This is a genomic window from Snodgrassella sp. W8158, assembly GCF_016100435.1.
Lineage (GTDB): Bacteria > Pseudomonadota > Gammaproteobacteria > Burkholderiales > Neisseriaceae > Snodgrassella > Snodgrassella alvi.
Genome location: NZ_JACFSM010000002.1, coordinates 170,403 through 184,383 on the forward strand (window position 1 = coordinate 170,403; position 13,981 = coordinate 184,383).

The 13,981-nt window shown below is 42.0% G+C and carries 14 protein-coding genes; 10 read left to right on the forward strand and 4 right to left on the reverse strand.

Translation table 11 applies throughout. The features are described 5' to 3' along the window. The first annotated feature begins 29 nt into the window (after window positions 1-29). The 8 genes from cydD to H3V11_RS05410 all read left to right on the forward strand — a co-directional run bounded on the left by cydD (window position 30) and on the right by H3V11_RS05410 (window position 8,441). Window positions 30-1,733: a thiol reductant ABC exporter subunit CydD gene (cydD, locus tag H3V11_RS05375; RefSeq protein ID WP_171991503.1), complete on the forward strand. Its 1,704-nt coding sequence runs from the start codon at window positions 30-32 to the stop codon at window positions 1,731-1,733. Then, entirely contained in the window at window positions 1,730-3,385 is a 1,656-nt protein-coding gene (locus H3V11_RS05380; RefSeq protein WP_100125238.1) for an amino acid ABC transporter ATP-binding/permease protein, read from the forward strand. The genes cydD and H3V11_RS05380 overlap by 4 nt, the downstream gene beginning before the upstream one ends. Before the next feature lie 378 nt (window positions 3,386-3,763). Further along, window positions 3,764-5,308 (forward strand): cytochrome ubiquinol oxidase subunit I, encoded by a 1,545-nt coding sequence (locus H3V11_RS05385; protein WP_037393520.1) that lies wholly within the window; start codon window positions 3,764-3,766, stop codon window positions 5,306-5,308. Between the two features lie 9 nt (window positions 5,309-5,317). After that, the gene (gene cydB, locus H3V11_RS05390; RefSeq protein ID WP_041879090.1) at window positions 5,318-6,466 is read left to right on the forward strand and encodes a cytochrome d ubiquinol oxidase subunit II; all 1,149 of its coding nucleotides are present in this window, start codon (window positions 5,318-5,320) and stop codon (window positions 6,464-6,466) included. A gap of 64 nt (window positions 6,467-6,530) precedes the next feature. Beyond that, on the forward strand, window positions 6,531-6,650 hold the full coding sequence (gene cydX / locus H3V11_RS05395) for a cytochrome bd-I oxidase subunit CydX (protein WP_198223774.1): 120 nt from the start codon (window positions 6,531-6,533) through the stop codon (window positions 6,648-6,650). 260 nt (window positions 6,651-6,910) lie between these two features. Further along, window positions 6,911-7,192: a hypothetical protein gene (locus H3V11_RS05400; protein WP_198206696.1), complete on the forward strand. Its 282-nt coding sequence runs from the start codon at window positions 6,911-6,913 to the stop codon at window positions 7,190-7,192. Between the two features lie 369 nt (window positions 7,193-7,561). Continuing rightward, window positions 7,562-7,924 (forward strand): DUF423 domain-containing protein, encoded by a 363-nt coding sequence (locus H3V11_RS05405; RefSeq protein ID WP_084562412.1) that lies wholly within the window; start codon window positions 7,562-7,564, stop codon window positions 7,922-7,924. Between the two features lie 28 nt (window positions 7,925-7,952). Next, a complete protein-coding gene (locus H3V11_RS05410) occupies window positions 7,953-8,441 on the forward strand; it encodes a hypothetical protein (protein ID WP_198223775.1) in 489 nt (162 codons plus the stop codon). Between the two features lie 98 nt (window positions 8,442-8,539). Here the strand turns inward: H3V11_RS05410 and H3V11_RS05415 are convergent, their stop codons facing one another. The 3 genes from H3V11_RS05415 to H3V11_RS05425 form a co-directional block, all read right to left on the reverse strand. Then, window positions 8,540-9,910 carry an NAD-dependent succinate-semialdehyde dehydrogenase gene (locus tag H3V11_RS05415; protein ID WP_198223776.1) on the reverse strand — a complete coding sequence of 457 codons (1,371 nt, stop codon included), beginning with the start codon at window positions 9,908-9,910 and terminating at the stop codon, window positions 8,540-8,542. Window positions 9,911-10,089: 179 nt separating this feature from the next. Then, window positions 10,090-10,779: an LrgB family protein gene (locus H3V11_RS05420; protein WP_084551803.1), complete on the reverse strand. Its 690-nt coding sequence runs from the start codon at window positions 10,777-10,779 to the stop codon at window positions 10,090-10,092. A 36-nt stretch (window positions 10,780-10,815) separates the two neighbouring features. Continuing rightward, window positions 10,816-11,220 carry a CidA/LrgA family protein gene (locus H3V11_RS05425; RefSeq protein WP_078474338.1) on the reverse strand — a complete coding sequence of 135 codons (405 nt, stop codon included), beginning with the start codon at window positions 11,218-11,220 and terminating at the stop codon, window positions 10,816-10,818. A gap of 105 nt (window positions 11,221-11,325) precedes the next feature. Here H3V11_RS05425 and H3V11_RS05430 point away from each other — a divergent pair, with 105 nt between their 5' ends. Both H3V11_RS05430 and H3V11_RS05435 read left to right on the forward strand, forming a co-directional pair. Further along, window positions 11,326-12,219, forward strand: a complete 894-nt coding sequence (locus H3V11_RS05430) for a LysR substrate-binding domain-containing protein (protein WP_171991472.1) — start codon at window positions 11,326-11,328, stop codon at window positions 12,217-12,219. A gap of 232 nt (window positions 12,220-12,451) precedes the next feature. Then, window positions 12,452-12,796, forward strand: coding sequence for an antibiotic biosynthesis monooxygenase (locus H3V11_RS05435; protein WP_100125244.1), 345 nt, complete (start codon window positions 12,452-12,454; stop codon window positions 12,794-12,796). A gap of 108 nt (window positions 12,797-12,904) precedes the next feature. On the opposite strand, the gene coaD is transcribed toward H3V11_RS05435, so the two are convergent. Then, the gene (gene coaD, locus H3V11_RS05440; RefSeq protein WP_025330283.1) at window positions 12,905-13,420 is read right to left on the reverse strand and encodes a pantetheine-phosphate adenylyltransferase; all 516 of its coding nucleotides are present in this window, start codon (window positions 13,418-13,420) and stop codon (window positions 12,905-12,907) included. Window positions 13,421-13,981 lie beyond the last annotated feature (561 nt).

The window sequence follows — 13,981 nt, forward strand, 5'->3', positions numbered from 1 at the left end:
AAAGTTTTAGACAACGAGGGAGAAAAGGGTTGGTTCGAAGTAACTTACATGCATCTGCTCCGCGATTTTATCTGCGCTTATGGCAAAAACGACAACACCGCTCATACCGGCTGGCATGGGTGCTGATGGTTACCGCAGCCGTATTAATTATTGTACAGAGTGCTCTACTGGCTAACCTTTTTGCTTTGTGGCTTAATGGAGAGGATGTAACTGAGACTTTATTTCAGTTTTTACCTTATCTATTAATCTGCTGGCTGTTGCGGCCGTTACTGAACTATTTTAAAGACCGGTTGCTATTACGGGCAAGTGTGGCAATCAGATTACAGTTGCGCAGTCAGTTAATGAAAGCACTGGCATTACTGGGACCTGAGCGTAGCCAGTATGGCAGTGATGGAGCTCTGTCTACAATGGTTTTGGAACAGGTAGATGCTCTGGATGGATATTTAAGCCGTTATGTTCTGCAACAGCAACTTGCAGTACTGATGCCGGTACTGATTGCTGCGGCTACCTGTTTTTATAGTCCATTTGCTGCTGCACTATTATTGCTGACTGCGCCACTGGTTCCGATTTTTATGATTTTGCTCGGACAGGCGGCAGCACGTAAAAATCGTGCGCAGTTTTCAGCACTGGCGGCTTTAAGCGGACGTTTTCTGGATTTGCTGCGGGGTCTGCCCACGTTACGTCGTTTAGGTGCTCAGTTGCAGGCACAGAAGACTATTGATGCCGCTGCTGAGTCTTATCGGGTGCGAACAATGGCGGTATTACGGCTGGCATTTCTGTCTACAGCCGTTCTGGAACTGTTTGCTTCACTGGCGATTGCACTGGTGGCTGTCTATCTGGGTCTCGGACTGCTGGGCGTATTGCCCTGGGCAAACGGACAAATACCGGTACCTTATCAGGGAGCATTGTTTATTTTATTGCTGGCGCCGGAATTTTATGCACCATTGCGTCAGCTTGGTGCTGATTATCATGATAAAGCTAAGGCAGAGGCAGCAGCCGAGACATTAATGCCACTATATAAAGTGGTCGAAAATATACCTGCTGTTTCTGAAGAAGTTGATTTTGTATTGCAAACACCTCCCAGTTTGCGCGCAGATTATCTGGTGGTATACGGACGTGATGAACGTATCCGTCTGCCGCAATTCAGTTTTTGCATAGAAGCCGGAGAACGTGTTCTGCTCAGAGGAGCGAGTGGCAGTGGAAAATCCAGTCTGCTGCAGGCCTTACTGGGGTTTGCTCCTTACTCTGGTACTTTATGGATTAATCAGCATAATTATGCTGAATTAAATTTACCGCTATTACGGCAGTCGGTGGCTTATCTGGCACAGACGCCACCGATATTGTCACTATCAGTTGCCGAAAATTTGCGGCTGGCCAGCCCGGATGCTACGGATGAAGAATTGCAGCAGGTACTGCAACAAGTAGGACTATGGGTATTAATTCAGCGTTTACCTCATCAAATGGATACACAACTGGGTGAGCGTGGTCGTGGAATGTCCGGCGGACAGCTACAACGACTGGCGCTGGCACAAATGCTGTTACGAAAAGCACCGTTATGGCTGCTGGATGAACCAACCGCTCATCTGGATGCGCAAACAGCATCGGAAATTATGCAGTTGCTGGCGCAGCTGAGTATCGGTAAAACGGTGATACTCGTTAGTCATGATATTAGTTTTGCCGGATGGGTTGATAGGGAAATCATGCTGACTGACCGGCAGGAGCAATTACGATGAAGCGTTATCATTTGTTATGGTCACAACAGCAGCTGAAACTGTCTAATTTATTGCTGAGTCGCAAGCGTGCCTGGTTACTGGCATGGTTATTAGGGCAGGTAACGGCTATAGCCAGTATCGGACTGCTGGCTCTGTCCGGCTGGTTTATTACTGCTGCCGGGCTGGCCGGAATAATAAGTCTGGCAACAGCTTACACCTTTAACTATTTTACTCCGGCAGGGGTGATCCGTTTGCTGGCGATTGTGCGTACCGCGGGGCGCTATGGTGAGCGTCTTGGTTCACATGATGCAGTACTGGGTCTTCTGGCTGATTTACGCAGCGGACTGTTTTCTCGTCTGGCTACAGGTAAACAGCAGCAACAGAACGCTCTGCGGCAGATGCATTCTTTACTGAGTGATATTGAATTGCTGAATAACTGGCCGCTTAATGTTGTATTGCCATGGTTATGGGCATTATTCATGTTGCTGGGCATTCTGGGGCTAACTTTAATTGTGGCCGGCAGCAAACTGACATTGTATCTGTCTATTCCATTATTTCTGGCAACTGTCGTGATTCCGGCATTGGCTGCACTGTACGGACAAAACTGGGGCAAACAGCAGGCAGGATTGGCTGAAAAGCGGCGTACAGCTTTATTGCAACCACTTGAAGCAATAACAGCTTTGTTGCAATGGCAGCAATGGTCACGCTTTGCAACGGTTTTTCATGCCGAAGATCAATATTATGTCTCTGGCCAGTTGCATCAGCAGCAACTGGCAGGAAGAGTAGTATTGTTACAGCAGGTATTGATGGCTGCAGCAGTGGCTGTTTTGTTATGGCTGGGAAGTGAGCGTTTCGGTGGCGATGCAAACCTTTCAGTAGCCATGTTGCTGGCGCTGGTGCTGGCTGTATTTGGTTTTACAGAACTGGTGCTGGTACTGGGTATGAATATGATGACCTATGGTCTGTGTCAGGCTGCATGCATACGTCTTAATGCAATTACGCCCGCACTGACTGTTGAAGAATCAGATAAAAAGCCTTTACCGGCACAACTGCATTTACAGGCGCGTGCATTACAGGCACGCTGGCCGGATGCGCTGAACGGAGCGGAAAATGTCAGTTTTGATTTGGTTAACGGTAATATTTTGTTGCTGCAAGGAGCATCTGGTGCCGGGAAATCAACTTTGCTGGCAGTATTAGCGGGGGAACTGGAACCAGCAGCAGGGCAATTGTGTTGTAATCAGCAACCGTTTTCAGCATGGCAGTGGCAGGGAGAGGTGGGTTATCTGGCTCAGCAACTGGATATATTTGATTTAACTCTGGCTGAGAATCTGCGTTTGGGTAAAGCTGATGCTACTGAGGATGAGTTGTGGTCAGTACTTTCCAGCGTCGGGCTGGCTGTATGGGCTGAAAATCAGCCCCAGCTTCTGGAGACACGTCTGGGAGAATATGGAGCAGCTGTGTCAGGAGGGCAGGCACGTCGTATTGCTTTGGCACGTTTACTGCTGCGTCCTTATAAAATACTGATACTGGATGAACCGTTTGCCGGTATTGATGAGCAGGCACAGGCAGAGCTGGCTTCTGTGCTGCAACAGCATCAGCGGCAAGGTATTCTGATTGTAGCAAGCCATCAGACTAATCCGTGGCCTGAGGCTCAGATTTTGCAAATAAATTGAATAAATTCTGAATAAATTTTTAGCTGATTTACTTTTCTGGCAGCCATTTTGTGGCTGCCTTTATTTGATCTAGATCAAAAAAATAACTAATAACAAATTTTAACAAAGACATTGTATTATAATTTCTAAATATATATTTTTAGCATTTATAATGTAAAAGTAAAATATATAATATTTTTAACAATAGAAGTTTAGTTTATTTTTAATTTTACATATTTAATGTAAACTTAAATAACTATATTTATTTGTTAAATTTATGCATTAGTTTAATATTTTCGATTTGTATAGTATATTAAATTCTATTAAATTGAAATATTTATCAATGCCGGTTTAAAGATAAATATAATTTTTATTAATATAAATTACAGGAACAAAGCCATGGATTTAGTGGAACTGTCAAGGCTGCAGTTTGCGCTGGTCGCGCTTTATCATTTTTTGTTTGTACCGCTAACATTGGGGATAGTATGGATTCTGGTAATAATGGAATCCACTTATGTGTTAACCGGTAAGCAGATATATAAAGATATGACGCGATTCTGGGGCAAATTGTTCGGCATCAATTTTGCTCTGGGTGTAACTACCGGTATAACAATGGAATTCCAGTTTGGTACCAACTGGTCATATTATTCGCATTATGTGGGGGATATTTTTGGTGCGCCATTGGCTATTGAAGCGCTGATGGCATTTTTTCTGGAATCCACTTTTGTAGGCCTGTTCTTTTTTGGCTGGGAAAGACTGAGCCGGCCTGGTCATCTATTAGTTACCATTCTTATGGCACTTGGTTCCAATCTGTCTGCATTGTGGATTCTGGTAGCCAATGGCTGGATGCAGGATCCGGTAGGGGCGCATTTCAATTTTGAATCAATGCGTATGGAAATGACCAGTTTTACTGACATTTTCCTGAATGAAGTAGCGCAGAATAAATTTGTACATACAGTCTCTGCCGGTTATGTAACCGCTGCGGTTTTCGTGATGTCTATTTCTGCCTGGTATTTGCTGAAACGTCAGGATGTCGAATTTGCCAAAAAAAGCTTTCGTATTGCCGTAGCTTTTGGTGTAGCTTCAATTCTGTCAGTTATTATCCTGGGTGATGAATCCGGTTATACCGTGGGAAAATCACAGCAAACTAAAATGGCGACACTGGAAGCCATGTGGGAAACAGAACCGGCTCCGGCTTCGTTTAATCTGATTGCTCTGCCAAATGAGCAGAAAATGGAAAATGATTTCGCTATCGAAATTCCATGGGTAATGGGTTTAATCGGTACCCGGTCACTGGATAAACAGATTCCGGGAATCAAGGAAATCATTGCTGAGAATACGGAGCGTATTCGCAATGGTCGGGAAGCTGTGATTGCGCTGGAAACATTGCGTAAAGACCGTACAGATGCACAAGCACAGGCTGCCATGAAAAAATATGGCGATGATCTGGGCTTTGGCTTACTGCTTAAATCCTATGTGCCGGATGTACGTCAGGCTACTGAATCTGATATCGCACATGCAGCTCGGGAAACAATTCCGCGTGTCGCTCCGATGTTCTGGAGTTTCCGCATTATGGTATTGTGTGGCTGTCTGCTGCTGTTGCTGATGGTTGTAGCATTTTATACTTCGGTTAGAAATAGTTTTGCAGATAAACGCTGGTTGCTTAAATGGGTGTTCTGGAGTTTACCATTGCCCTGGCTGGCCTGTGAGGCAGGATGGTTTGTTGCGGAGTATGGACGCCAGCCATGGACAGTATATGGTGTACTACCGACTAATCTTTCGGCTTCTTCGCTGACGGCTGCTAGTCTCTGGGGATCAATTTTCGGTTTTGTAACACTGTACACAATCTTATTAATTGTGGAAGTGTATCTGATGGTACGGTTTTCCCGTCAGGGCCCGGGTTCACTGGGTACAGGGCGTTATGCTAATGAAGCAGAACATTAGGAGTAGACCATGGAATTCTTGGATTATTCGGTATTAAAATTCATCTGGTGGTTGTTGCTGGGTGTTCTGCTGATTGGCTTTGCCATCATGGACGGGCAGGATATGGGGGCAGGTTCTCTGCTTCCGTTTGTTGGCAGAAACGATAACGAGCGCCGTGTCATTATTAATTCAATAGCCCCGCACTGGGATGGTAATCAGGTATGGTTTCTTACTGGTGGTGGTGCTATTTTTGCAGCATGGCCATATGCTTATGCGACAGCATTTTCCGGCTTTTACTGGGCAATGATGGCTGTGCTGTGGGCAATGTTTTTCCGTCCGGTAGGATTTGACTATCGCAGTAAAATCAATAATGCCCGCTGGCGTACTACCTGGGACTGGTTACTGTTTGTCGGCAGTTTCGTTCCACCGCTGATTTTCGGTGTGGCTTTCGGTAATCTGCTGCTGGGGGTGCCATTTCATTTTGATGATGATTTGCGTTCTTTCTATACTGGTTCATTCTGGGCTTTGCTCAATCCTTTCAGTTTGTTGTGTGGTGTGGTATCGGCTGCAATGATTACCTTTCATGGTGCGATTTATCTGGCATTGCGCACAGATGAACAGGTAAGACAACGTGCACTGCGTGCCAGCACAATTGCTCTGATTGTTGTGGTAATCGCATTCTCACTGGCCGGTATCTGGGTCAATATGGGAATTAATGGTTACAGCATGGTTGAGGGAAGTTATTTGCCCGGAGCTTCACCTGATCCGCTGAATAAACAGGTGGTCAGTGCCACTGGTGCATGGATGAATAACTATCAGCAATATCCGCTGCTGTTAGTGATACCGGTACTGGCTTATGTTGGTTTTATAGTGGCATGGCTTCTGGCAAAAGGCGGGAAGAATTTTGTAGCATTCTGGTTTTCAGCATTGGGTCTTGGCGGCGTAATCAGTACCGCTGGTGTATCCATGTTCCCCTTTATCATGCCTTCAAGCACAGATTTGCGCTCCAGCCTGACGGTATGGGATGCCAGTTCGAGTGAATTTACTCTTAAAATTATGCTGGTGGTGGCATTAATTTTCGTGCCGCTAATGTTGTGTTATACCAGCTGGTGTTATCGGGTGATGCGCGGTAAGGTAACTACCGACATGATTCGCAAAAATGACCATAGCCTGTATTAAATTCGGCTTAGTCTGCCGCTGGTATTTTAGTCGGCAGACAAGCCAGTAAAATAAGGAGTATTTTATGTGGTATTTTGCCTGGTGTTTAGGTATTGGTTTTGCCATACTGCTTGGAGTAGTAAATGCATTATGGGGTGAATATCAGCAAGACAGAGATAAGTTAGATAAGCAATCACAACAATGAAATAGTGTATGCCAGTCTAATACATTCTGTTACTGAATTAATTAATTTTAAAAAAGTTCCTTTGGTTTGCTGTATACCAGTTTGCTTGGTATACAGCTTTTTCTTTTATACTAAAGGTAATACAAAGGTAATAATTGTATTTATTGAAATGATTTGTTCATTATTGTTTGATTTACAGTAAATTTGATGTATTTTGCTGGAAAGTGCTGGTTTTTTGTATTAGTATAATTAATGAATATAATCTTCGGAAAGGAATCCGAATGAATAAATCTATGCGTAATAGTCTGATTTTTGCTATTGGGCTGGTTGTAGCAGCAGGTGTTAGTGCTAAGGAAATCAAAGTAGCTAGTAATAACACTGCATATGCGCCGGAAGAAATACAGAAACTGGCCAATACAGCAGTAAAAATGGGCGTAAAAGAACCTCTGAATATGAATGTTGCTTCCGGTAATCTCATTGTTACCGGCAGTAGTGACACTAAATGTATATTTAAAGTAGGTACGGCAAAAACGCCACAAATTAGCGGTATCAGCTGTAAATAAATAGAAAACAGTTATTACAATCAAAAGATAAAAAAACTGACCTGTTCATAGTAACCGGTCAGTTTTTTTATCGGTAATAGTATTATGAAAATTAGAAGAAAGAGTGAAAAGATCAATGTATCTTGGAGAAAAATTTACTCTTTCGATTGGTTTTTATAGATCTATTTTCAGCAATATAATCTTTCCATCAGCTTTTATTTTGGTTTTTACTTGCATGAAGGGCAGAAAATGAAAATTTGCGATGATTGTATTTGTGTAAGTAATTTGAGATTCAGTAAACCGACCTTTATACTGCGCTTTGCTGAATAGTCTGTTTGTAATAAAACAGGTACATCTACGGTTTAATTAATTGAATAATGGGGAATTGATATGTGGTTAGGTATAGCAGCAGTTAATCTGGCTTTGGCGGTAATGCTGGGTGCATTTGGTGCACACGGATTAAAACATATGGCCAGTGCGCAGCAACTGGAGTGGTGGCATACAGCAACACAGTATTTTTTCTGGCATGCATTGGGATTACTGGTATTAGGCGTACTGGCAAAAGCAGTTCCGGCATTTATGGTAAAAATGCCGTTTTCTTTGCTACAGCTGGGATTGATTATTTTTTGTGGTTCACTGTATCTGATGGCTTTGGGTTTGCCACGCTGGCTCGGTGCAATTACACCGGTTGGCGGTGTTTTAATGATTGCCGGCTGGCTGACTCTGGCATGGCTGGCCTTTAAGCAGCAGTAAAATTTACGAAACCTGACAGGAGGTTGCTATGCGCGGTAATGTTTATTCAATGATAATGAGTTTCTTACTGGCAGGCAGTCTGTGTGCTTGTAGCCATTCAGCAGCTGTCACAGCTAATAGTTCTGCTCAGGTTTTCAACCAATCAGCGACGCCAGTTGCTTATCAGCTGGCCGATAATTACTTCATTAAAAATACGGTAACCGGATTAGTCCCGAGACACATTAGTTCATCTGTTGAGTTTGCCCGTTATTTCGGTATGGCTGCAACTATGGGGAAAATTGGAAAACCAACTCCTATTGATTTTGCAGCTCATGATGTAATTGTATATGATGCTGGAATCGTGCAAAAGCAGCTGGAAATCACGCCTTTAACGTTAAATTATGCTCAGGATAAGCTGATATTAGATGTACGCATTCGTTCTGGAGCAAGACAAAGTTATCAGATGCATCCGTTTATACTATTGATTGTGCCTAAAAACTTACCTGATAAAGTGGAATTCAAATTGCTACAACCATAAGCAGTAAAGATATAGTTGGTGTTTTATGGCCAGTAACTGATTATTATCTAAAAAAAGCAGTCTGTATAAACAGACTGCTTTTTGCATAAATAGGATGATTAGTCCTGTGCAAGTACCACAAGTTTGTGATTAACAAATTCTTTAATGCCCAGATCACTTAGTTCACGTCCGAAGCCTGAACGTTTAATTCCGCCAAACGGCAATTCAGCCACGGAATCACCGAAGCGGTTAATAAACACCATACCGGTTTCAATTCGCGAAGCCAGTTTTTTAGCGCGTTCAATATCTTTACTGAAAACAGTTCCGCCCAGACCAAAATTAGAGTCATTAGCCAGTGTAATTGCCTCTTCGTCATTTTTTACAATATACAATTGTGCCACGGGACCGAAAAACTCTTCAAAGTAGGCCGGATTATCCCGGCTGATATCTGTAATCAGTGTAGGAGTAAAGAAATTGCCTTCAGCAGGTTTGTTACCACATAATACTTTAGCACCATGGGCAATGGCAGCATCAAGCTGCTCTTGTAATGTATCCTTGCTTTTACGAGATGAAAGTGGTGCCAGTGTCGTATTTTCATCCAGCGGATCGCCCATCACTACCCGGGCAAAATCTTCCTGAACAATCCGGGTGAATTGTTCAGCCACTTTTTCATGCACGATAAAACGTTTTGCTGCAATACATACCTGACCGGCGTTAAACAAGCGTCCTGCTACTGCGGTATGTGCGGCGGCTACTACATCTGCATCATCTGTGACAACGAATACATCATTACCGCCCAGTTCCATAGTAGATTTTTTCAGTTTATTGCCAGCCTGTCCGGCTACAATACTGCCAGCACCTTCTGAGCCTGTCAGAGCCACACCCTGTACGCGTTTGTCACTGATAATGGTTTCTATCTGCTCCGGAGTTACAAACAGATTGGTATAAGTACCGGCAGGTGCCTGGGCTTCATGCAGCAGATCTTCCACTAGTTGCGCACATTGCGGAACATTACTGGCATGTTTGGCTACAACCGGATTGCCCACAGCAATAGCCGGTGCAATAACCCGGATAAGCTGGTAAATAGGAAAATTCCATGGTTCAACTGCCAGAATGATACCGATAGGATGATGTTCCACCCAGCCTTTGCCCAGTTTGCTCGGATAGGCTGCCGGTTTTAGCAATTCTGCAGCCTGTTTTGCATAGAACTGGACAATTTCAATGCAATTAACAATTTCGTTACGGCTCTCTGCAATACGCTTACCCATATCCAATGTGATAATACGGGCAATTTTTTCCTGATGCCGTGTCATAATTTCAGCCAGGCGTTGTAGTAATGCCTGTCTTTCGCTGATGTTTTCCGGTTGTGACCATTCAGACTTGTACAGAGCATGAGCCTGAGTCAGTGCGTTTTCTACCTCAGTATTAGTATGATTGGAAAAAGTTCTGGCCAGCTCGCCAGTAAACGGATTGATAGATTGATAAGCCATATTCAGCTATCCTCCACAGATGTAATAGATAAGAGTAATTTGTCTGTAAAAATGCAGAGCAGAAGAAAGCGGCTGTCCGAATCATGCCCGAACAGCTTTAACGCAATTAAGAAATAGTAACAGAAGCCGCTAATGATTGTACGGCAGCGGTAAAGTTTATGTAAAGAAGCTTATCTTTATTATAACCAGACTATGATTTTCACTATTAAAGGTCCGGCCAGCACCATAAATAAACCTGCCAGAATCATAGTCAGGCTGGCAACCACACCTTCGTCGGCATTACGCTGAATTGCCCGCGAAGTACCAAATCCATGTGCGGCATTACCAAAAGCAGCACCATTGGCCAGATGCAGCCGGCTGCGACTGAAAGCCAGTGTGATATCACCAAACAGCATGCCTACCAGTCCGGTTATGATGGTGAATACGGATACCAGCGCCGCTGAACCATGAATTTTGTCAGCAAGCTCAATGGCAAACGGAGTAGATACGGAACGTGCCATCAGGCTGTAGGTTACTTCGTGGTTAAAATGAAACAGACGAGCCATCAGATAAGCACTGCCCACTCCGACAAACATTCCCACAATAATAGCTGTCATCAGAATCGGTAACTGACGTTTCATTACATCACGATATTGATAAATTGGAATGGCAAAAGCAACAGTGGCAGGGCCAAGTAAGCCGGAAATATAACGCGTATATTGATTATATTGTGTATAACTGATGTCCAGCCATTGCATGAGGGCTATGGTTAATACACTAAAAGTAATGGCGGGTGACAAAAATATAACCGGTTTGGCGCGATAGCATTTTTTTGCCAGTGCATACAATGCAATTGTCCAGATAAAACAGCCGGCAGCAATTATATTCATAACAGATATCCAGTTAGAAATTAAATATATGCCAGTTCAGACATGGCGATGTTTAATCCATACACGGCGCAGACGATAGCAGTATTTTAAGGTCAGAGCAGTACTGCTCATTACTAGAAATGTACCTGTTACGATGCTAATAATCAGTTGCCATCCTTCAGCAGCAAACAATGCCTTGTATTGAACCACTGCAACAAGAACAGGCATAAAATACAACATTAATTCACCCAGCAAAACCTGCGCACCACTGGCAATCCATGATAATTTCAATATGTTAAGCTGTAATAACAGCAATACCAGAAATAATCCGATTACACCGGCAGATAAAGGGATATGAGTAGCTTTTTCGATACCCAGCCCTATCAGCCAAAATAAAATGATTAATAAAATTTGTGCGCATATACGTAAGCAGTTTGCCATGCGAAGGTGTAACATATTCATTTTGGCTGTTCCTTATAGCCAATTATTGGAAACCACTGATTATAATTAGCTTTATTAGGCATAATATGAATTATAATTTTTTTATTATTCTTTTTTTGAATATTTATGATTGATATAAAAGCACTTCAATGCTGGGTCACTCTGGTTCAGAATCACAGCTTTTCAGTTACTGCGGAAAAACTGGCATTATCCCAACCGAGTATCAGCAAAATAATTCACGCACTGGAAAATGATTTAAATGTAGCCTTACTGCAGAAAGGAGAAAACGGACGCAAGCGTCAGGTACTACCAACAGAAATTGGTAAGCGTGTATATGAACATTCTCTACAGATACTTAATCAGGTGTCGTTGCTGAAACAGGAGGTAGAAGATTATCGTGAACTAAAATTGGGTACATTGCGTATCGGTATGTCGTTACTAGGGAGCCGTTTGCTAACACCGGCTTTTTTTAATTTTCATCAGCAATGTCCGGATATTGAGCTGGCTTTTATTGAAGCCGGTACTCGTGATATTGAAGCAGCCTTGCTGGATAACCGTCTGGATGTAGGTCAGTTACTGTTACCGGTAAGTGATGAATTTGATTATATTCCTTTATGCGATTACCCGATGATGGTACTGTTTCCGCGTAAACGGTTAGCAAAAATACCTGCATCTATGTCTTTGCGCAGTTTGCGTGATGAGTCTTTTATTTTGTTTAGTCGCGGTTTTGTTTTATTTGAACGTGTTATTAATGGTTGTCATGATCAGGGATTTGAGCCAAATGTGGTTTGCTGTACCAGCCAGTGGGAACTTTTGCGTGATATGGTAGCAAAAGAAATGGGCATTGCTTTACTGCCCAGTTATTATACGGATGAATTTGACGATAAAATATTTGCAGCTGTTCCGTTAACCGATCCGGCAATTAACTGGAGTTTGTCTATGGCGTGGCCTCGTCACAAAAAACTGACACCGGCTGTAAAAGCATGGCTTAAAGTTATCAGAGAGGAATTTTCCAAATAACTGTTTAACGTATAAGTAAGCAGAGTATTGAAAAATGCAGACAAAATAGTAACCAATGACAAACAGCAGCCTGAAAAATAGCTTGCTTTATTGTTTGCAGAATGATAATGATTTATATTTTTACAAAGAGTTATTTTAAAAAAAGCTAGGGATAAATTCATATAATAACCGGAAAAACCCTTTTATCACTTTCCATTACAGAATACGGCAATCAAGAGTAAAAAGGTTTTAAATGATCAGTAAAGTGTTTGAATTACCCTATTACGCCGTTATTTTTACCTCTAAACGCAGCCCGGGAGATTTTGGCTACTTAGAGATGGCACAAAATTTATTAATTGAAGCCGAAAAAATAGAAGGATTTTTAGGAGCGGACAGTGTTAGAGACGCAGAAGGAATCGGTATTACAGTTTCATACTGGCGAACACTAGAGGCTATTGATAAATGGAAAAACCATACGCTGCACATAGAGGGGAAAAAGATGGATATCAAACAATGGTACGAAGAATATTCAATTCGTATCTGTAAAGTTGAATATGAAAAATTTTTTGAATCCTCTGTTTTAAAACCAGATGGATAATAGGGTAGCTGATAATCAGCTACCCTATTAGTCAAGAATCAAGATTAATGCAAAATCAGTCTCTGAACCGGGCACTCAGGTTGCGACTGCCCGGATCATTCTGTCTGTTCAATTCTCAGTGTACATATGGTCTTGCATAATTTTTTCATAAACTGCATCAGGGACATAACGGCGAATCATGGCCTGCCAGTTTTGCGGTCCGACCATGCCTTTTATCATGGTTGATGATACTTCGGCATATTCACGCGGCGGTATCAGGAAGATAGTGGAAATTTCCGGCTGTAAGTCATGATTGATATGGCGCATGGAACGCTCATACTCATAATCAGAAGCGGTACGGATACCGCGGATAATGAAATCTGCACCAATACTGCGTGCATAATTAACCAGATACTGATTTTGAAAACTGGAGATTTTAACATTGGGAAAATTTGCCGTGATAGCCTGAAGCATTTCTTTGCGCTCTTCAACTGAATATGTGGCGTTTTTTTCCGGATTAACACCAATAGCGACGATTAGTTCATCAAATAATGGTTGTGCTTCACGAATCATCCATAAGTGACCATTGGTAGGGGGATCAAAGCTGCCGGCATAGACTGCACGGCGGGTAGTTGAATTAGTCATTGTTGCTTATTCCAAACTGCTTTTTCATGTGCCGGAAAAATAACCAGTATGCAGATATTATCTGCTGAACATGATTGATTTAATTGTAAACAGTTATTATTTTTTTCAATGTTGTCAGTACAAAGCTGCGCAGCTTAATCAGTTGTGTGTGCATTGTCAAAACATAAATGTTTTTTTATGTGGGAAAGAAAATATTAAGCCGAATAAAGGTAAAGAATTCAAAAGAATAATATGAAATATTATAAAATAATCATTTTTGTTTTAATAGTATAAATAGTAAGTAGTTTGCCTGCTTAATTTTGCCATATATGAATATTCAGATTAGGTTTCGTCATTTTGTTTTAACGGTTCATATAAAAAGAGGAGTTTTTTAATTTCTATTTAGATAATTTTTTATGTTGATTTTATTAATTTTATTAAAAAATACTTAAAAAAGTGGAATCCTTTAATTTTTCTGCTGTATTTGTAGTGGCGGTTTTTCTTAATAACTACTATATTTTTATTAGCAGAATTTCGATATGGAGCAGCGACTCTGTAGTTAATGAACAGTTAAATATATTT

Bases quoted from the DNA above. Each gene is read 5' to 3' on its own strand.
- H3V11_RS05380 (WP_100125238.1), top strand. From the start codon at position 1,730: ATGAAGCGTTATCATTTGTTATGGTCACAACAGCAGCTGAAACTGTCT.
- H3V11_RS05400 (WP_198206696.1), top strand. From the start codon at position 6,911: ATGAATAAATCTATGCGTAATAGTCTGATTTTTGCTATTGGGCTGGTT.
- H3V11_RS05420 (WP_084551803.1), bottom strand. From the start codon at position 10,779: ATGAATATAATTGCTGCCGGCTGTTTTATCTGGACAATTGCATTGTAT.
- H3V11_RS05425 (WP_078474338.1), bottom strand. From the start codon at position 11,220: ATGAATATGTTACACCTTCGCATGGCAAACTGCTTACGTATATGCGCA.
- H3V11_RS05405 (WP_084562412.1), top strand. From the start codon at position 7,562: ATGTGGTTAGGTATAGCAGCAGTTAATCTGGCTTTGGCGGTAATGCTG.
- cydB (WP_041879090.1), top strand. From the start codon at position 5,318: ATGGAATTCTTGGATTATTCGGTATTAAAATTCATCTGGTGGTTGTTG.
- H3V11_RS05385 (WP_037393520.1), top strand. From the start codon at position 3,764: ATGGATTTAGTGGAACTGTCAAGGCTGCAGTTTGCGCTGGTCGCGCTT.
- H3V11_RS05435 (WP_100125244.1), top strand. From the start codon at position 12,452: ATGATCAGTAAAGTGTTTGAATTACCCTATTACGCCGTTATTTTTACC.
- H3V11_RS05410 (WP_198223775.1), top strand. From the start codon at position 7,953: ATGCGCGGTAATGTTTATTCAATGATAATGAGTTTCTTACTGGCAGGC.
- H3V11_RS05430 (WP_171991472.1), top strand. From the start codon at position 11,326: ATGATTGATATAAAAGCACTTCAATGCTGGGTCACTCTGGTTCAGAAT.
- H3V11_RS05415 (WP_198223776.1), bottom strand. From the start codon at position 9,910: ATGGCTTATCAATCTATCAATCCGTTTACTGGCGAGCTGGCCAGAACT.
- cydX (WP_198223774.1), top strand. From the start codon at position 6,531: ATGTGGTATTTTGCCTGGTGTTTAGGTATTGGTTTTGCCATACTGCTT.
- coaD (WP_025330283.1), bottom strand. From the start codon at position 13,420: ATGACTAATTCAACTACCCGCCGTGCAGTCTATGCCGGCAGCTTTGAT.